19 protein-coding genes are annotated in these 16896 nt (G+C 71.0%); 11 read left to right on the top strand and 8 right to left on the bottom strand.

The annotated features are described in order from the left end of the window. Positions 1-113: 113 nt before the first annotated feature. A complete protein-coding gene (locus K8638_RS20325) occupies positions 114-1310 on the top strand; it encodes a hypothetical protein (protein WP_223756215.1) in 1197 nt (398 codons plus the stop codon). 13 nt (positions 1311-1323) lie between these two features. On the opposite strand, the gene K8638_RS20320 is transcribed toward K8638_RS20325, so the two are convergent. Then, entirely contained in the window at positions 1324-1611 is a 288-nt protein-coding gene (locus tag K8638_RS20320) for a hypothetical protein (RefSeq protein ID WP_223756214.1), read from the bottom strand. Between the two features lie 59 nt (positions 1612-1670). Continuing rightward, entirely contained in the window at positions 1671-1874 is a 204-nt protein-coding gene (locus K8638_RS20315) for a hypothetical protein (protein ID WP_223756213.1), read from the bottom strand. A gap of 242 nt (positions 1875-2116) precedes the next feature. Here K8638_RS20315 and K8638_RS20310 point away from each other — a divergent pair, with 242 nt between their 5' ends. Continuing rightward, positions 2117-2326: a hypothetical protein gene (locus K8638_RS20310; RefSeq protein ID WP_223756212.1), complete on the top strand. Its 210-nt coding sequence runs from the start codon at positions 2117-2119 to the stop codon at positions 2324-2326. A 294-nt stretch (positions 2327-2620) separates the two neighbouring features. Further along, positions 2621-3340: a hypothetical protein gene (locus tag K8638_RS20305; RefSeq protein WP_223756211.1), complete on the top strand. Its 720-nt coding sequence runs from the start codon at positions 2621-2623 to the stop codon at positions 3338-3340. Positions 3341-3370: 30 nt separating this feature from the next. Here K8638_RS20305 and K8638_RS20300 read toward each other — a convergent pair whose 3' ends face one another. From K8638_RS20300 to K8638_RS20290, 3 genes are all read right to left on the bottom strand, one after another. Beyond that, the gene (locus K8638_RS20300) at positions 3371-4171 is read right to left on the bottom strand and encodes a nucleotidyltransferase family protein (protein WP_223756210.1); all 801 of its coding nucleotides are present in this window, start codon (positions 4169-4171) and stop codon (positions 3371-3373) included. A gap of 154 nt (positions 4172-4325) precedes the next feature. Continuing rightward, entirely contained in the window at positions 4326-5231 is a 906-nt protein-coding gene (locus tag K8638_RS20295) for an AEC family transporter (protein WP_223756209.1), read from the bottom strand. Further along, entirely contained in the window at positions 5228-5389 is a 162-nt protein-coding gene (locus K8638_RS20290) for a hypothetical protein (RefSeq protein WP_223756208.1), read from the bottom strand. The genes K8638_RS20295 and K8638_RS20290 overlap by 4 nt, the downstream gene beginning before the upstream one ends. 243 nt (positions 5390-5632) lie before the next feature. On the opposite strand from K8638_RS20290, the gene K8638_RS20285 reads away from it, so the two are divergent. Beyond that, entirely contained in the window at positions 5633-6898 is a 1266-nt protein-coding gene (locus tag K8638_RS20285; RefSeq protein ID WP_223756207.1) for an MFS transporter, read from the top strand. Between the two features lie 154 nt (positions 6899-7052). Here the strand turns inward: K8638_RS20285 and K8638_RS20280 are convergent, their stop codons facing one another. After that, on the bottom strand, positions 7053-8513 hold the full coding sequence (locus K8638_RS20280) for a pre-peptidase C-terminal domain-containing protein (protein WP_223756206.1): 1461 nt from the start codon (positions 8511-8513) through the stop codon (positions 7053-7055). 335 nt (positions 8514-8848) lie between these two features. Then, positions 8849-10663: an outer membrane exchange accessory lipoprotein TraC gene (traC, locus tag K8638_RS20275; RefSeq protein ID WP_223756205.1), complete on the bottom strand. Its 1815-nt coding sequence runs from the start codon at positions 10661-10663 to the stop codon at positions 8849-8851. A gap of 263 nt (positions 10664-10926) precedes the next feature. Here traC and K8638_RS20270 point away from each other — a divergent pair, with 263 nt between their 5' ends. From K8638_RS20270 to K8638_RS20240, 7 genes are all read left to right on the top strand, one after another. After that, positions 10927-11163, top strand: a complete 237-nt coding sequence (locus K8638_RS20270; protein WP_223756204.1) for a hypothetical protein — start codon at positions 10927-10929, stop codon at positions 11161-11163. 132 nt (positions 11164-11295) lie between these two features. After that, on the top strand, positions 11296-12219 hold the full coding sequence (locus K8638_RS20265) for a DUF4202 family protein (protein ID WP_223756203.1): 924 nt from the start codon (positions 11296-11298) through the stop codon (positions 12217-12219). Further along, entirely contained in the window at positions 12216-13307 is a 1092-nt protein-coding gene (locus K8638_RS20260) for a glycosyltransferase (RefSeq protein WP_223756202.1), read from the top strand. The genes K8638_RS20265 and K8638_RS20260 overlap by 4 nt, the downstream gene beginning before the upstream one ends. Before the next feature lie 6 nt (positions 13308-13313). Continuing rightward, positions 13314-14123, top strand: coding sequence for a sugar phosphate nucleotidyltransferase (locus K8638_RS20255; RefSeq protein WP_223756201.1), 810 nt, complete (start codon positions 13314-13316; stop codon positions 14121-14123). Then, positions 14120-14896, top strand: a complete 777-nt coding sequence (locus K8638_RS20250; protein WP_223756200.1) for a TIGR04290 family methyltransferase — start codon at positions 14120-14122, stop codon at positions 14894-14896. The genes K8638_RS20255 and K8638_RS20250 overlap by 4 nt, the downstream gene beginning before the upstream one ends. Positions 14897-14909: 13 nt before the next feature. Continuing rightward, on the top strand, positions 14910-15794 hold the full coding sequence (locus K8638_RS20245) for a beta-xylosidase (protein WP_223756199.1): 885 nt from the start codon (positions 14910-14912) through the stop codon (positions 15792-15794). A gap of 42 nt (positions 15795-15836) precedes the next feature. Beyond that, on the top strand, positions 15837-16625 hold the full coding sequence (locus tag K8638_RS20240) for an FRG domain-containing protein (RefSeq protein ID WP_223756198.1): 789 nt from the start codon (positions 15837-15839) through the stop codon (positions 16623-16625). Between the two features lie 13 nt (positions 16626-16638). On the opposite strand, the gene K8638_RS20235 is transcribed toward K8638_RS20240, so the two are convergent. Continuing rightward, a complete protein-coding gene (locus K8638_RS20235) occupies positions 16639-16842 on the bottom strand; it encodes a hypothetical protein (RefSeq protein WP_223756197.1) in 204 nt (67 codons plus the stop codon). Positions 16843-16896 lie beyond the last annotated feature (54 nt).

The following is a 16896-nucleotide window of genomic DNA, read 5'->3' as shown; positions in this document are numbered from 1 at the left end:
CCTACGCAGGGGCGGCCGTTCCCTGCCGAGCCCCGGATTTTCACCGGATTGTAACGGTGCGCTAGGGTTCCTCCTCCGCTGTCCGCCGTCGAGGCCCACAGCCCACACCCCACATGCCCGCGCCGACCCCCAAACCCAAGTCCCGTCCTCCCCAGGACGCCCTGCCCTCCCGGCTGGAGACACTCCTGGAGTTACTCACGGACCGCCACCTCGCGGACCGTCTCACGCGCGTCCACCGCGCCGCGGCCGTGGCCATCGACCGGCTGGGGCACCTGAGCATCGCGAAGTACGAGCCCACCTCCGTGGAGCCGGACGGCGGCGCGGACCTGTCCCTGTGGGAGACGATGGCGCCGGCCATCGGCGACACGGTGATGGGCGTCAACCAGCTCGTCGCCGCCATCAACAAGGAGTTCCCCCCACCCGCGCGCCCGGCCGGCGGCGGAGAAGGGTGGGCGCCCCCTCCCGCCAGCTCGGACGAGCGGCTGGCGCAGGAGGTGGAAGCGGTGCTGCACGCCAGCGCGGAGCGGCTGGCGAAGCGCGTGGGCGAGCTGGGCCAGCAGATGCGCCGCCCGGAGGTGGTAAGCGACCGCTGGACGCTGATGGCGGAGCTGCAGGCGTTCCGCGCCGACTTCAGCGTCCGCATCGGCGACCTCGTCTACCTCACCGCCGCGGCCTTCGAGGACGTGCGCCGCGAGGACGTGGTGCCCGGCTACGTGCACCAGGTGGCGGCGCGGGCCGCCCTGCGCGCGGCGGCGGCGGACCTGCGCCGCTCCCTGCAAGGCCGGCTGGAGCGCGCGGCGAAGGCGGAGCCCTCCGCGCGGCCCGCGCTGGCGAAGCAGGTGGCGGAGAGCCTGTCGGCCTTCATCTCCCTGCCCGCGTCGGTGGCGCTGCGCACGCCCCATAAGCGCGAGGTGCTGGAGGCACGCGCGCGCCTCCTGGAGACGGCCTCCCGGCCGGAGCTGGGGCCGGACACCCTCCCGGAAATCGTGGAGCCCTTCCTCGCGGCCCTGGACGGGCACATGGAGGAGGTGACGCGCACCTGGCTCATCGTGCACGACCGCGCGGTATGGGCGGAGTGCGGGATGAAGCTGGAGCAGGTGGAGATGCACCTGGCGCTCGGCTCGCAGGGTGCCGCCCGCGTGCTGGCGGAGGCGGTGGACGCGGCGGGCGCGCTGCAGGGGCGCTCGGCGCCGTTCGACCTCTTCCTGCGCAAGGCGCGCCAGGAGGCCGGCGGCGGCCTGGACGAGGCAGGGACGCGGGACATGCTCTCGCGCTTCCGGGAGCGGCTCGCGGCCCTGCCGTTCAGCTAGGAGCGCGGGGGCGCTACTCCTTCCTGGCCTCGGTGCCCTGCGGCAGCGCCGGGGCCTGGGGCTTCGGAGGGAGGATGCGCAGCTCGTCGTAGCGGGCCGCGAGCGTCTCCGGGGTCATCTCCTCCTGCCACTGCTTGGGGTTGGTGTTCCAGCCGAAGTCCGCCGGCACCTTGCCGCCACCCTGGCTGGCGTAGCCAATCATGTCCGGGAACTGCGTGGACCAGCGGCCCGCCGGGTCCGGCTCCTTGGTGATGTGCTGGCGGTTGGGACGGTGAAGAAAGGGCTTGGATGCGTCGCTCATGGCGCGAAAGCCTCTCCGAAACCCGCCCGCAAGGGTAGAGGGAAGCCGGGGTAGGGGCCTCAGGCCGCCCGCCGGGAGCGCTTGCGCCGCGCGGGTGCCACCGGAGGCAGCACCCGGGGCCCCAGGGCGAACACGGCGGCGAAGTACCGGGCCTGGGCCTCGCTGCCGTAGCGGTAGCGCCGGACGGCCCCTTCCCGCGTCAGCACCTCCACGCCCCAGCCCCGCTTGTCGTGGAGAAGCTCCACCTGTGCCACCTCGCCCATGCCATCCCCTCCCACATCCATTCCCCCTTCCCCTTGAAATCCCCGTGCCAGCCGGAGGCCGTGGACTTCCCCGGTTGGGGTGTCGGGCAGTCAGCACTCGGGGGGGAGGCGGTAAGGATTGCAGGAGGGCCCGGCTGCCCGCCTGCCTGGACGAGACGCCATGGAAGCGGCCGGTGGCTGTGCGTACCGGGGTACACCCCGGGTCACCTTGTGCCGCGCGGATCCTGCGTTACCTCAAGAGCATGACTCACTTCGAGAGCAGCAACGGCGACAAGTTCGCCGAATTCGTCCTCCCCGACGGCTGCGTGCTCTGCGGCGGCGAAGTGACTGTGCGCGCCTCACAGGCGGGTGCGCACAGCTACTGTCCGCAGTGCCACTGGCTGTCCAAGCCGCAGATGCGTGTGCGCGACAACGGCGTGGAGCTGTCCTTCGCCACGACCGCGCTCGCGTAACGCCGGACTCTTTTTCCGGGTGGCGTGGAGCGGCTCCGGCCCCGCCGCCCGATGTGTCGCCTCGCTGGAGCACCGCGGGAATCTTCCCACTTCCGTCCAGAGACCTTCGACGTCACGGCGCGGTGAGGAGCCGCGTGATGGAGGGCCCCGCGTCATGCTCGCGGGGCTTCCGTCTTCGTGGCGGCCTCTGCCTGCACGGCTGCCCGGGTTGCATTGGCGTGAATCGTGCGGACCTGGAGGGAAGACGTTGCTTCCAGGGGGTGCGTCATGAGCGGCGAAGGTGTCACTCCAGGGATGGAACCGGCACGAGGACAGGCCGGCGCTTCCGAGGCGGCCCCTTCCTGGGCGGACGTGGCCCAGGCGTGGGCGTACATCGCGGCGTCGTGGGCGGAGCTGGCCACGTCCTGGGCCTCCCTCGCGGCGGCGTGGGAGCGGACCCGGACTCCGTGGATGGGGATGCAGGGAGCCATGCCCATGGGCATGCAGATGCCCGCGCCTCCGCCCGCGCCCGCGAGCTGGGCGCGGCAGGCCCCCTTCGCGGCACCGCGTCCGCCTGCATCCGGCGTGGAGGTAGGCACCACCGCCGCGATGCCGCCGAAGCCTCACGCGGCGGCGATGGAGACCCCTGGCGCCGCGAGGCCTCCCACGACGACGGTGGGGGCCCAGGGGATGGCGAAGCCCCGCTCGACCGTGGCGGAGGCGCGGGGCGCCGCGAAACCTCACGCCGTCCCCCCGGAGCCCCGCTCCCAGGCGCCCGCGATGACCGAGGAGGAGTGGCTGTCGGCTCCGCCAGCCATGGCCTTCGCGGGACTGAGCGAGGGCGAGGCGCGCTCCCGCACCTCCCGAGCCGAGGAGGACATCGAAGACCTCAGCGTGCCCGCGCACCACATCGCGATGATGATGCTGGAAGAAGAAGGGCATCAGCCGGTCTCCGGCTGGGACGAACCGGACGAGCAGGCCCGCGGCTCCATCAGGGCGGAGAGCGCCTTCCCTCCGCTCTCCGATGGGACATGAGGCGCGACGCTCCCCTCCGCGCGCCCTGTCTCAGTGAGGCCCGTGGATGCTGCTCGCGTGTCCCGTCGCGAGCTTCGCGTCACCCCGCTCGCGGTCCTGCTCGTCCCAGGCGCGGCCGTCCTCGTAGCCCCACTCGTTGAGGTCCACCTCGTAGCTCACATAGGACAGCAGCCGGCCCCGGCAGAGCTTCTGCTCCCAGTTGCCCTCCTGCACGGAGCCGCTGGCACGGGAGAGCAGCTCGTTCATCAACCAATCCGGGACGATGGCGCGGTCCGCGGGATAGGCGAAGCGGAAGAACATCAGGTGCCCGAGCAGCACCTCCCAGTACCGGTCGAAGCGCTTGAGCAGCCGCGGCCAGTCGAAGTCCCTGCCCGCCTTCAGCAGGAGGTGGGTGAGCTCGTGGCCGTCGAAGCGCTCGCGCTCCAGGACGAAGGCCTTGCTCCAGAAGATTTCCTCCGCGGGAGGCACCTTGCATGGGCAGCCCAGCATCTGCGCGCCGGCGGCGTGCTCGAACCAGCCGTCGTCGACGACGGTGAGGCCGTTGCCGGCCGCGAAGATGAGGTCGACCAGGAAGTCGTCCCAGAAGGCCTTGTGCAGCCAGCCGTGGACGTTGCTCTCGGTGCGCCAGCCATTCTGGCCGAGCACCTCCAGCGCGCGGTCGGCGTCGGCCTTGCGGATGAAGAGGTCGAGGTCCTTCGTGTCGCGGTAGATGCCCGTGTAGTGCGCGAACGCGTACGCACCGCCCACCAGGAAGGGGATGCCGGCATCGTTCAGTAGCTGGATGGCGTAGGCGCGCGCGCCCAGTTCGGCGATGGGCCGCCGAACCTCCATCCGCCGCGGGTCTCCCCCGGGCGCACCCGAGGCCTTCGGTGGTTGCTCAGCCATGGGCGAAAGATAGGGGGACGGTGCCTGCACGACAGCGGTACGGCCGCATGCCCGCAGGCAGGGCGGCCGGGCAGGCTCGGCCCGTGTCCACCCGCGTCCCTCACCGCACCAGCCACAGCATCAACGGAGCGGTGGCGAAGGACAGCGGAATGCCCACGCCGACCATGAGCACGGCCAGCTCCGGGTCCAGTTCGTGCTCGGCCGCGAGAATCGCCGCGCTCACCATGGGCGCCATCGCCGCCTGGAGCACCGTGGCCTGCACCACCATGGGCGCCAGGCCCGGCATCGCCAGCAGCCCCAGAATCACCAGCCCCGGCACCAGCAGCAGCTTGTAGGACAGCCCCAGCACCAGCGCGGGCACCCGGTGCCGCAGCCCCGTCAGCCGGAGCTGCAACCCCACCGAGAACAGCGCGAGCGGCGTGAGCAGCGCCCCCAGCCGCTCCAGCACCGTGTCCAGCCACACGGGGAAGCCGAATGGCCGCAGCGCCAGCGACACCACCAGCGCCAGGAACGGAGGAAAGGTCGCCACCTTCCGCGCCAGCACGCGCCACGGCAGCGGCGTCTCCGCGCTCGCCCGCGTCGCCGCGAGCGTCGCCAGCGTGGACAACACCATGAACGAGCCGAGCTGGTCCGCCACCACCGCCACGGCCAGCCCTTCCTGCCCCAGCAGCGCCTCCGCCATGGGCAGTCCCACGAAGGCCGTGTTGCCCAGGCCCCCCGTCAGCACCAGCGCCATCACCGACTGCCGGGACAGCCCCAGCCTCGGCCCCAGCAGCCGGAAGAACGGGCCCGCCGCCACGTAGTACAGCCACGGCACCACGGCGGCCACGACCAGCTCCGGCACGAACTCCAGCCGGTGCATCACCCGCAGCACCAGCGCCGGCAGCGCCACGTACAGCACGAAGGTGTTGAACGCCCCGGCCGCGCCCGGCGGGAACCGTCCACTGTGCCGGGCCAGCACGCCCAGCAAGAGGCACGTCCCCAGCAACCCGATGACCACGCTCATGATGTCCGAGCCTTCCCTCGCCGCGCCGCCAACACCGGCAGGAACGAGCCGCTCCCCACCACCGTCGCCGCCTCCACCAGCAGCGCACGGAATGCGCCCGTGTGCGCCCCCTCACGGGAGATGGCAGCGAAGTAGCGCGGGTCGTTCCAGTCCGGCATGACGCACCCAAGATTGCAGCCCACCCGGCGGCGGACAACGAGATGTGTTCCCCCGGCAAGCGCCCGGTAACCCGAGGCACCTCGACAGCAAGCATCCCCGGTGAGCCCGGAAAGCGAGGGTGCCCCCTCCACCGCGGGAGCTTGGAGAGGATGTCCCGCTGGCGCATGCTCCTCCGCCTCCATGCCCCCTCGCTCCGGTCGTCCGCGTCCCGCCTCCGTTCCCGCCGTCCCACGGAGGAGCCCATGAGTGGCGCGCTGCTCCAGTGGGCGCGGTCGTTGGTGGGAGGACTGCCCCGCACCTACTGGGTGCTGTGGGTAGGGACGATGATCAACCGGCTGGGCTCCTTCGTCGTCCCCTTCCTCGCCCTCTACCTCACGCGCGAGCGCGGCTACACCGTGGAGCAGGCCGGCCTCGTCGTCTCGCTGCACGGCGCGGGAGTCGTCATCGCGGGTCCGCTGGGTGGCACGCTCGCGGACCGCGTGGGCCGGCGCATCACCCTGGCCGGAGGACTCTGGCTGGGCGCCGCCGGCATGCTCTTCCTCGGCTTCGCCCGCGAGCCCCTCTGGATTGCCGTGGCCGCCTTCACGCTCGGCATCGTCGGAGACCTGTACCGGCCCGCGGTGTCCGCGGCCGTCGCGGACGTGGTGCCACCCGGGGACCGCACCCGCGCCTTCGGCCTCCTCTACTGGGTGGTCAACATGGGCGTCGCCATCGCACTCCCGCTGGCGGGGCTGATGACCCGCTTCGGTTACGTGCTGCTCTTCGTCGTCGACGCCATCACCACCTTCCTCTACGGCTGCTGCATCTGGCTGCTGCTGCCGGAGACGCGGCCCACCACGCGTCCCGCCGGCGAGCCGCGGAGCGCCGGCCCGCACGCCGCCGTGGGCGCCCTGCTCGCGCCCTTCAGGGACCCGGTGTTCCTCGCCTTCGGCCTGCCCGTCTTCGTGGTGGCCCTTCTCTTCTTCCAGGGGCACATGGCGCTGCCCGTGGACCTGGGCCAGCGAGGGCTGACGCCGGCGCAGTTCGGCACGGTGCTCGCCATCAACGGCGTCCTCATCGTCGTGCTGCAGCCCTTCACCGGCCGGGTGCTGGGCGGCATGCGGCGCGCCGTCGCGCTGGCCGTGGCCACGGGGCTCACCGGCCTGGGCTTCGGGCTGCACGTGCTGTCCGACACCATGGGGCTGGCCATGCTGGCCGTGGCGGTGTGGACGCTGGGTGAGATTGCCCATGCCCCGGTGGCCCCCTCGGTGGTGGCGGACCTGGCCCCGACGGAGCTGCGTGGCAGCTACCAGGGCGCCTACCACATGCTGTGGGGACTGGCCTCGTGCGCCGCGCCCGCCCTGGGCGGACTGCTGCTGGGCCGCTTCGGCGCCACCACGCTGTGGCTCGGCTGTCTGGTGCTGGGCTGCGCCGCGGCCGTCTGGCACCTGGCCATCGCCGAGGCCCGGCGGCGCCGCATGGACGCCCTGCGCGCCGTGCGCTCCGACGTGAGCGCCATCCTGGACTGAAGGCACGGGCACGGCGCTCGAGCTCCACCGGGGGGAGCCTCCGCCGCACGCCGCGCGTCAACGCGGGCCCACGCCCATGCTGGGCGCACCAAATACAACGGGCGGCCTCCCCGAGAGGAGACCGCCCGCTGACGAAGCCCTGACTGAAGTCAGACTACGGCTTGGTGTAGCTGATGTTCAGCGTGTACGTACCGGCGGTGTAGCCGCGCACCATGATGTACGCGCTCGACTGGCCCGCGGGCACGGTGATGTCGCACGTCTCGGCCGCGCCGCTGAGGTACGGACGGCAGGCGTAGCTGGTCGTGGTCGGCGCCGAACCGAACTGCACGTACAGGTCCGGGTCGCCCGAGCCCGTCATCACCACCTTGAAGGAGGTGCCGGCCAGCACGCTGTACGGGCCGTAGTTCACGTTCGCGCCCGAGGCCACGCTGCCGGACTTGGTGTCCGTCGCCGGGGTGCCGGTGCCGGAGCTCGGCTTGGTGTACGCGATGGTCAGGTTGAAGGTGCCGGCGGAGTAGCCGCGCACCATGATGTACGCGCTCGTCTGGCCGGCCGGCACCGTCAGGGTGCACGTCTCGGAGGCGCCAGAGAGGTACGGACGGCAGGCGTAGCTGCTGGTGGTGGGGGCCGCGCCGAACTGCACGTACAGGTCCGGGTCACCCGTGCCCGTCATCGTCACCTTGAACTCGGTGCCGGCCACCACGCTGAAGGGGCCGTAGTTCACGTTCGCGCCCGAGGCGACGCTGCCAGAGCGCGTCTCCGTGGTGGGCGTGCCACCCGGCGGCGGGGGCGGCGGGTTGCCACCCGGCGCGCCGTAGAGGGCCTGGATGCCCTGGGTGTCCTTGGTGGTGATGACCAGGTCACCCGTCTGCGTGCCGTTGCACTGCGGGTAGTGCATGACGGAGGCGGAGTCGTAGGTGGTCAGCGCCCGCCAGTTGTTGTCCTCGAAGCAGGTGCCCGACTCGGGGCGGGTGTGCTCGTGGCGGAAGCCCAGCGTGTGGCCCAGCTCGTGACGCAGGATGCCCGCCAGCGTCCACGGCGGGTTGTTGCCGAATGCCGTGTTGTCGATGAGCACGTTGCGGCTGGAGCGCGCCGAGTCCGGGAAGAACGCGCGGGCCAGGTACTGGCCGCCGGAGTTCACCGGGCGCACGTCGAACAGCACGTTGGTGTTGCTCGCGGTGCAGTTGGAGTCCTGCGAGGTATCGTGAATGAAGTTCACGTTACCCACGGCCTCCCACGCGTTCGCCGCGGCCGTCATGTTCGACACGGCCGAGTTGTAGTTGGTGCCGAACGTGGTGCTCACGCAGTAGGTGAGGTTCAGCTTCTGCGTGTCGCTCCACTTCGCGTCCGCGCCACCCACCGTGTGGAGGATGAGCTGGCCGTTCTTGACGTTCTGCTCGTAGAACTCGCGCAGGTGCTTCTCGGAGGCGAACACCGTGTCGCCGTCCGCGATGAACAGACCGGTCTCCGGCTCCTGGTACACGACGGAGAGGAACTGCTCATACGTCATGCCCTGACCGGTGGTCTCAGGGGCGGGAGTGGAACCATCGCCGCCGCCGCAACCGGCGAGCAGCGCCAGGCCCGTGAGGGCGCCGACAACCTTGTTCTGGGACATGGACATCCTTGGTTGGATGAGGGGTGCTCGCCCCTCCAAGCACTCGCCGTGCCAGCTTCCAACCCGGCGCCATCATTCGGCTTTCAACTCAGGCCCTTCGCCTGGGGCGGTGCATGGGTACGCCAGGACCTGTCCGCAAACAGGAATATTTCTTTACATTTCGGTCCTGATTTCCAGCCGTTCTAGGTATTTACACTTAGAACCCAAACTGTCCTGATACAGGACAGACTGACAGCAAAGTTGGCGGATTCTCGGCTACGCCGCTCTCTCGCCAACTTGGAAAACAACAGCAATCACAGGAAAAGTGGGTCTTCCTGGTCCCCCCGGGTCATGCGCTACAGGCCGATGAGGGCCTCGGGGCGGTTGAGGCCGCGGGCGCGGCCAAGGGGCTGGAGGATGTCCTGCGGGGGCGCGTCCGCGGTGAGCAGCAGCGCACGCACCGCCGTCTCCACCACGTCCTCGGCGCCGGGGCGCACCATGCCGCGGCGGGCATCCTCCACGCGCTTGCCGCGGTACACGTCGAAGCGCTCCTTCACCCGGCGGGCGAGGTCGGCCACGGCCTTGTCGCCCACCTCCACGCGCAGCTCCAGCTCGTTGCGCAGCTGCACCGGGTCCGCGAGCACGCCGTAGCGGTCATAGCCCTTGTGCGCCACGTCCTCGTGCGCCACCGCGTAGTCCTGCGTCAGCGGGGCGACGACGGCCTTCTCCTTCAGCAGGTCCTTCATCACCGCGGTGACGGAGGCCGTCACGGTGAGCCGGTGGAGCTGCACGTCGTAGACGAAGTCCGAGTACATGGGCTCCTCCACGGTGACGGGCTCGCGGAAGGCGGTGTCGCGGTTGCGCTGCACCTCGATGCGCTGCGCCTCCGACTTGTCGAGCGCGGCCTCCAGCGCCTTCTCCTTCTCCTTCACCGCGTTGGCCTTCTGGACGAGGAGCTGCTCCTCCTGCGCGCACGCCCCGCTGGCGCAGCGCGAGGGGTTGCAGTCGCCGGGGAGCTCCCCGGGCTTCTCCGCCTCGCGCGCCGCCTCACCGCACTCCTGCAAGGCCTCGCGGCACTCGCGCCGCTCGCGCTCCCGGCAGCGCTCCGCGCCCTCGCGCACCGTGAGCAGCTCCGCCTGCATGCGCAGGTACTCGCGCAGCGTCGCGGCCTGCTTGCGGTCGATTTCCTCCAGGGTGCGCTCGGCCTGCAGGAGCTTGCCCTCGAAGCCGGCGCGCCGCGGGTTGGGCACGGAGCGGTTGCCGGCGAGGTAGCGCTGCGTGCGCTGCGAGTCCTCGGTCGTCTTCAGGGGCAGCACGCGCTCCAGCGACAAATCGAGCCGCACGCCCTCACGCCCCTCGGGCGCGTCCGTCACCACGCGCAGGGGAAGCTGCGTGGGCAGCATCGCCGCCAGTCTTCCGGCCCCCAGCCGCTGCACCACGTCCGGCGCGCCGGCGCGGTCCTCCACCGGCGTGGCCACCACCAGGAAGGCCACCTCGTCGCGCAGCTTCTGCCGCACCACCTCGGCCCGCTCGCGGGCCGCCGTGGCACCCACCCGCTCCTGGTCCGCGCGCACGTACGCCACCAGCGCGTTGCCCAGCTTGCCCGCCTTCTCCAGCGACTCCCCGGTGCCGAACCAGCGCTTCGCCCACGCCACCTGCACGCCGTCCACGCCCCGCTTCGCGGCAGCGTGGTCCGGCGCCACCGACAGCACCGCGTCGAACTCGGCGCGCGCCTCCTTCAGCCGCTCCTCCTTCAGCGCCGCCTGTCCCACCGCCACGCGCGCGTCCAGCGTCTGGCCCAGCAGCTCCCGCGCCGGCCCGTTCTCCGCGTTCAACTCCAGCGCGCGCACCAGCCGCTTCATGGCGCCGTCCAGGTCTCCATTGGCGTGGAGGCCCCGGGCCTCCTCCAGCACCACGTCGCTCCACGCCTGGCGCACCTTCGTCAGCTTCACCTTCACCTCGGACGCCTCCGGGTCCGCGGCGAGCGCGCGCAGGTAGGCGGCCTCCGCCTCCGCCCACTTCTGCTGCTGGCTGGCGGTGTCGCCTTCCTTCACCGCGCGCGAGAAGGCGGAGCAGCCCGTGAGGGCGAGCAGCGTGGCCAGGGCCAGGGCTCCCAGCCAGCGGCGGGACGGGGCGGCAGTGAAGCGGGGGCTTCGGGGGGAGGGGGACATGGCCCGCATCTTCGGGGAAAGCCCCCGCCGGGTGAAGACTTCGGACGCATGCCCGCCCCACGAGCGAAGGGCCACGCGTTCCTCCCCATGGGCACGCTGAATGCGCGTGTCCCCTCCCGCCGTTAGAGAACGACGCCCCCTGCTGGAACCCATGAGGCCGGACCTCGCGAGTCTCGCGAGGCGCCCATGGCGCTCCGGGAATGACGCCCTGCACCAGCAGGTAGAGGGATTACAGCCTTCACGAGGGGGGCAAGAGAGACGCCATGTCCTGTCCACAGCCACGTCCCACCGAGTTCCGCCTGCCGCTGCGGGCCGAGTCCTTCGCCATCGAGGAACATCGCAACGTTCACTGCCGCTTCTACGGCGGCTGCATCGACGTGGCGGTGAAGAAGGACTGGGACAGCTTCACCTGCGCCAAGTGCCCCCTGTTCCACGAGGACCGGGCGCCGGGCGCGGACGCCTACGCCTACAACCAGCCCGCCGACCCGGGCCGGCCCTAGCTCGCCCGGCCGCCGCACCGTGAAGTAGTCCACGCCACCATTGGCTCGAGAGGTAGTGGGCGGCGGAGGGGCGTGGCTACAGCTTGCCGGGCAACCTGCTCGGGCGTCGTGTGCCGCTCGGAGGGAGGCGCCATGCTCCGCCACCTGCTGCTCTCCGACCATGGCAACGAGGGGCCCGCCGCCGGAGACGGCTGGGCGCTGGTGCAGGCGGAGTTCCCCACCGTGGAGGTGGGCCCGCTGTCCGCCGGCCGCGGCAGCCGCGTGCTGCGCCTGGACGTGGGCGAGTGGGGCGCCCCGGACTTCGACCCCTTCGACTGGGACGGGCGCGTCTTCGGCGCGGCGGAGGGCGCCGAGCAGCTCGCGCTGCACCTGGAGGGCGCGCACCGCGAGGCGCTCGTCATCGCCGCGCTGGAGGTCCTCACCCGCTACCAGGGACTCGTGGGCCGCCGCAACGCCGCGTCCTCGGCTCCCCTCTTCGACCGGCTGCTGGCGCGCCACCGCGCGCTCCATGACCTGGGCCGCCCGCTGGTGCGCGCGGACTACCAGCACGCGCTGGACGCGTGGCAGTGGGTGCTGCGCCTGCGCCCGGATGCGGACCTCGCGGTGCAGGCCGCCGCGCTCTTCCACGACGTGGAGCGACTGACTTCGGAGGCGGACCGGCGCGTGGAGCACCACGCCGCGGACTACCAGGCCTTCAAGGACGCCCACGCGGCGCGCGGCGCGGAGATGACGCGCGAGGTGCTGGAAGAGGTGGGCGCGGACGGCGCCACCTGCCGGCGCGTGAAGGAGCTGGTGGCGAAGCACGAGCGCCCCGGCGGCGACCCGGACCTGGCGCTGCTCAACGACGCGGACGCGCTGTCCTTCTTCTCGCTGAACTCCTCCGGCTTCATCCGCTACTTCGAGCCGGAGCACAGCCGGCGCAAGGTGGCCTACACGCTCGCGCGCCTACGGCCCGGGCAGCTCCACAGGTTGGGGCAGATGCGCCTGGCCCCGGCGGTGAGGAACCTCCTGGACGTGCAGCTCTCCTCACTCAGCCTTCCGGTGGGCACGGCATGAAGCTCGTCGTCTTCGGCCTCGCGGTCAGCTCGTCCTGGGGCAACGGACACGCCACGCTGTGGCGCGGCCTCATCGCGTCGCTGACCGCCTGGGGCCACCGCGTCGTCTTCTTCGAGCGAGACCTTCCCTTCTACGCCCCGCACCGGGACCTCACGGAGCTTCCGCCCGGCGGCGAGCTGGTGCTCTATCCCGGCTGGGAGGGCGTACTGCCCCGCGCGCGCCGCGAGCTGGCGGACGCGGACGTGGCGCTGGTGACGTCATACTGCCCGGACGGCGTGGCCGCGTCGCGCCTGGTGCTGGACTCGCGCGTGGCCGTGAAGTGCTTCTACGACCTGGACACGCCCGTCACCGTCGAGCGCACGCGCGCGGGCGAGGCGGTGGAGTACCTGCCGCAGGAAGGCCTGGGCGGCTTCGACCTGGTGCTCAGCTACACCGGCGGCATGGCGCTGAAGGCGCTGCGCTCGGAGCTGGGCGCGCGGCGCGTGGCGCCCCTCTACGGCCACGTGGACCCGGGTGCCTACCGCACCACGCCGCCGAAGGACTCCTACCGCGGAGACCTGAGCTACCTGGGCACCTATGCCGCCAACCGGCAGGCCGCGCTGGAGCGCTTCTTCCTGGAGCCCGCGCGCCGGCTGCCCTACCGCCGCTTCGTCATCGGCGGCGCGCAGTACCCCGCGAACTTCGCGTGGACGGAGAACCTCTGGTTCGTCCAGCACCTGCCTCCGCCGGAGCACCCGGCCTTCTACTGCTCGTCCTCGCTCACCCTCAACGTCACCCGCGCGCCCATGGCCGCCATGGGCTACTGCCCCTCCGGCCGCCTCTTCGAGGCCGGTGCCTGCGGCACGCCCGTGCTGAGCGACGCATGGGAGGGCCTGGACTCCTTCTTCCGCCCCGGTGAGGAAATCCTCGTGTGCCGCGCCACGGAGGACGTGGTGGAGGCCCTGTCGCGCTCGCCGGAGGAACTGGCCCGCCTCGGCCGCGCCGCCCGCGAGCGCGTCCTCGCCGAGCACACCTCCGAGCACCGCGCCCGCGAGCTGCTGGAGCTGCTCGAGCACGCGTGCGTCGAACCCGCTGCCATGAGGATGTGACGTCATATGTGGGGAATCATTCCAGCCGCCGGAATCGGAAGCCGCATCCAGCCACTCGCCTTCTCCAAGGAGCTGCTGCCCGTGGGAGGGCGCCTGGACGGCAGGACGGAGCGCCCGCGCGCGGTGAGTGAGTACCTGGTGGACCGCATGGTGCTCGCGGGCGCGCGCAAGCTCTGCTTCGTCATCTCTCCCGGCAAGTCGGACATCATCGAGTACTACAAGGGCCGCGTGGGGCCCGCGCAGGTCTGCTACGCCGTGCAGGAGGAGCCGCTCGGCCTGTGCGACTCCATCTTCCGCGCCCTGCCCTTCATCCCTCCGGACGAGGAAATCGTGGTGGGGCTGCCGGACACCGTCTGGTTCCCCGAGGACGGCCTGGTGCGCCTGCCCGGCGGCGGCCTGTCCTTCCTCCTCTTTCCGGTGGTGACGCCCGAGCTCTTCGACGCCGTCGTCACCGACGGTGACGGCGAGGTGCTGTCCGTCCGCGAAATCCAGGTGAAGCAGCAGGGTGCCGCGTCCCACTGGGTGTGGGGCGCCTTCAAGCTCAGCGGCGCGGTGCTGCGCGAGCTGCACGCGCTCTGGCTGACCCGCGAGCCGAGGGACCCGTACCTGGGCACGCTCGTCAACGCGTGGATGGAGCGCGGCGGCCACGCCACCGCCGTGCGCGCGGGCGAGGCGTACATGGACGTGGGCACGCTGCATGGCTACCGCGAGGCCGTGCGGCGGCTGGGCATCAGCGAGCCCGTCTCCACGCGCACCGGCAACACCCTGGCGGACGCCCATGGCGACTTCCCCCTGGAAGCGCAGGAGCCCGTATGAGCCGCAGCCCACCGAAGCCCGCCTCGGCCATGACGCCGCGGGAAATCCAGGAGCGCGTCCGCGGCCTGGGTGAGTGGTTCCACAACCTGGACCTCAAGGGCGTGCGCACCGCGCCCAACCACTTCCTGGGTGACTACCCGGCCATGAACTGGCGCTACATCTCCGGCGCCATTCCGCGGGATTTGTCCGGCGGGACGGTGCTGGACATCGGCTGCAACGCCGGCTTCTACGCCATGGAGATGAAGCGGCGCGGGGCGGAGCGCGTGGTGGGCATCGACAGCGACGAGCGCTACCTCGAGCAGGCCCGCTTCGCCGCGGAGGTGAACGGGCTGGACATCGAGTTCCGCCTGCTGGACGTCTACGACGTCGGCGCCCTGCGCGAGAAGTTCGACCTCGTCCTCTTCATGGGCGTGCTCTACCACCTGCGTCACCCGCTGCTCGCGCTGGATTTGCTCCGCGAGCACGTGGTGAAGGACACGCTCGTCTTCCAGAGCATGCAGCGCGGCAGCCAGAGCGTGCCGAAGGTGGAGCGCGACTACCCCTTCGAGGAGCGCGGCATCTTCGAGAGCCTGTCCTTCCCGCTCGCGTACTTCATCGAGGACAGCTACGCGCACGACTGGACGAACTGGTGGATTCCCAATCGTGCCGGCGCGGAGGCCCTGCTGCGCGCCGCGGGCTTCGACATCGTCCAGAACCCGGCCCACGAGTTCTACATCTGCCGGCGCCGCGAGTTCTCGCACCAGTACCCGCGCGCCGTCTACCCACGCACCTAGGAGCACGCATCCCATGGTCGAAGCCATCAAGCTCTGGAACGAGCCCAACAACATGTCCCACTGGGACTTCGACGTGGACAAGGGCTGGCGGCTGTTCGCCAACATGGCGAAGCTCGCGGGGGAGGCGGTGAAGGCGGAGCGCCCGAACCTGCCCCGGGTGCTGGGCGGCATGTCCCCCATCGACGCGGGCTTCATCCGCAACCTGGAAGGCCAGGGCGTGCTGGAGCACGTGGACGTGGTGGCCATCCACGGCTTCCCGCTGGACTGGAACCACTGGCAGCTTGACGAGTGGCCCGACCGCTACCGCGAAATCCAGTCCATCGTGAAGCACCCGGTGTGGATTACGGAGGTGGGCGTCTCCAGCTTCGGCGCGGAGGAGGTGCAGGAGTTCGGCCTGCGCCGCAGCGCGGAGCTGCTGCTGGACCTGGCGCCGCGCGTGCACTGGTACAGCCTCTATGACTTGCCCAAGGCGTGGCCGGCGACGACGCGCCACCGCGAGGCGGAGGGCTCGTCCTACTACCGGCACTTCTACATGGGGCTGCTGCGGGAGGACGGCACGCCGAAGAAGGCGCTGCGGCACTTCGCGGACTACACGCCGGCGATGGGCATCTGCCAGTGGTTCCACTTCGAGGACCACCGGCTGGACGACACCGTGTCCTGGCTGAAGAAGCTGGGCGTCCGGAAGCTGCGCACCGGCCTGAGCTGGGCGGACAGCTTCCGTCCCGGCGCGGACGCCTGGTTCGACCGGCAGATGAAGGCGCTGGAGGACTTCGACGTGACGCTGACCTTCTGCTTCACGCCGGAGCACCGGGGCCACAGCCCGCACCACACCAGCCCGCCGCTCCAGGCGGAGGAGTTCGCCGGCTTCTGCGCGCGCATGGTCCGCCGCTACGCGTGAGCCCTGGCGCCCTCGCCCGGGCTCCCGTAAGAGACACCCACCATGCGTGAGCAGCGGGTGGAGTCATGGGTGGAGTTGCAGGAGGCGCTCTTCGCGGACTCCTGGAACGAGGCGCTGGGCCGCCACCGGTCCAGCTTCGTCTTCCGGGGCATGCCGCACGTGGAGCACGACCTGTCCACCGCGCTCAACCGCAAGGGCATGTTCGTGCGGCAGGAGAAGGACCTGCTGCGCGCCTTCCGCAAGTACGCGCCCGGCGCGCACCAGCCGCGCATGGAGTTCCTCTGGGACTGGCTGGCCCTGGCCCAGCACCACGGGCTGCCCACGCGGCTGCTGGACTGGACGTTCAGCCCTTACGTCGCGCTGCACTTCCTCACCGAGGACACCGACCTGGCCGACCAGGACGGCGTGGTGTGGTGCGTGGACTACCACGAGACGAACCGGCTGCTGCCCAGGCCGCTGAAGGCCCAGCTCCGGAAGGAGGGCGCGGACGTCTTCACCGCGGAGATGCTGTCCGCGGTGGCGGGAGACCTGTCCACCTTCGACAAGCTGGCGAAACACCCCTTCGTGCTCTTCTTCGAGCCGCCCTCGCTGGACGCGCGCATCATCAACCAGTTCGCGCTCTTCTCGGTGATGAACGGGCCGGAGCTGCGCCTGGACACCTTCCTCGAGGACCAGAAGCAGGGCGTGCGCCGGCTCATCGTCCCCGCCTCCCTCAAGTGGGAGGTACGCGACAAGCTGGACCAGGCCAACATCACCGAGCGCGTGCTCTTCCCCGGCCTGGACGGGCTGAGCCGCTGGCTGCGCCGCTACTACAGCCCGCGGCCCCGCTGACGCCGCGCGACGCCTACACCGGCACGTGGCGGTCGTCGTAGTCGAGGTCGCGGTCGTGCATGCTGACGTCCCCCGTCATCCCGGCGGCCCGCTGCTGCGAGGTGAGCTCACGCAAATCCCTCTCCTGCTTGTTGCCCAAGGCGCCCCCCAGGACGACGGCCAGGATGAGGATTGAGAAGATGATGACACCCACGATAGCGGACCCGAGAATCTCCATGCGGTGACCTCACTGCCGGGGCCGCGCGTCCTGGACGGGCAGCCGCGTTCACGC

Origin of the sequence: Myxococcus sp. RHSTA-1-4, assembly GCF_020037125.1 — a bacterium.
In the GTDB taxonomy this organism is placed as follows: Bacteria; Myxococcota; Myxococcia; order Myxococcales; family Myxococcaceae; genus Myxococcus.
The sequence above is the reverse complement of the archived record's forward strand: the minus strand, read 5'-3'. Positions and strand labels throughout refer to the sequence as shown.

Coding starts and splice junctions, on each gene's coding strand:
- K8638_RS20325 (WP_223756215.1), top strand. CDS start 114: ATGCCCGCGCCGACCCCCAAACCCAAGTCCCGTCCTCCCCAGGACGCC.
- K8638_RS20320 (WP_223756214.1), bottom strand. CDS start 1,611: ATGAGCGACGCATCCAAGCCCTTTCTTCACCGTCCCAACCGCCAGCAC.
- K8638_RS20315 (WP_223756213.1), bottom strand. CDS start 1,874: ATGGGCGAGGTGGCACAGGTGGAGCTTCTCCACGACAAGCGGGGCTGG.
- K8638_RS20310 (WP_223756212.1), top strand. CDS start 2,117: ATGACTCACTTCGAGAGCAGCAACGGCGACAAGTTCGCCGAATTCGTC.
- K8638_RS20305 (WP_223756211.1), top strand. CDS start 2,621: ATGGAACCGGCACGAGGACAGGCCGGCGCTTCCGAGGCGGCCCCTTCC.
- K8638_RS20300 (WP_223756210.1), bottom strand. CDS start 4,171: ATGGAGGTTCGGCGGCCCATCGCCGAACTGGGCGCGCGCGCCTACGCC.
- K8638_RS20295 (WP_223756209.1), bottom strand. CDS start 5,231: ATGAGCGTGGTCATCGGGTTGCTGGGGACGTGCCTCTTGCTGGGCGTG.
- K8638_RS20290 (WP_223756208.1), bottom strand. CDS start 5,389: ATGCCGGACTGGAACGACCCGCGCTACTTCGCTGCCATCTCCCGTGAG.
- K8638_RS20285 (WP_223756207.1), top strand. CDS start 5,633: ATGAGTGGCGCGCTGCTCCAGTGGGCGCGGTCGTTGGTGGGAGGACTG.
- K8638_RS20280 (WP_223756206.1), bottom strand. CDS start 8,513: ATGTCCCAGAACAAGGTTGTCGGCGCCCTCACGGGCCTGGCGCTGCTC.
- traC (WP_223756205.1), bottom strand. CDS start 10,663: ATGTCCCCCTCCCCCCGAAGCCCCCGCTTCACTGCCGCCCCGTCCCGC.
- K8638_RS20270 (WP_223756204.1), top strand. CDS start 10,927: ATGTCCTGTCCACAGCCACGTCCCACCGAGTTCCGCCTGCCGCTGCGG.
- K8638_RS20265 (WP_223756203.1), top strand. CDS start 11,296: ATGCTCCGCCACCTGCTGCTCTCCGACCATGGCAACGAGGGGCCCGCC.
- K8638_RS20260 (WP_223756202.1), top strand. CDS start 12,216: ATGAAGCTCGTCGTCTTCGGCCTCGCGGTCAGCTCGTCCTGGGGCAAC.
- K8638_RS20255 (WP_223756201.1), top strand. CDS start 13,314: ATGTGGGGAATCATTCCAGCCGCCGGAATCGGAAGCCGCATCCAGCCA.
- K8638_RS20250 (WP_223756200.1), top strand. CDS start 14,120: ATGAGCCGCAGCCCACCGAAGCCCGCCTCGGCCATGACGCCGCGGGAA.
- K8638_RS20245 (WP_223756199.1), top strand. CDS start 14,910: ATGGTCGAAGCCATCAAGCTCTGGAACGAGCCCAACAACATGTCCCAC.
- K8638_RS20240 (WP_223756198.1), top strand. CDS start 15,837: ATGCGTGAGCAGCGGGTGGAGTCATGGGTGGAGTTGCAGGAGGCGCTC.
- K8638_RS20235 (WP_223756197.1), bottom strand. CDS start 16,842: ATGGAGATTCTCGGGTCCGCTATCGTGGGTGTCATCATCTTCTCAATC.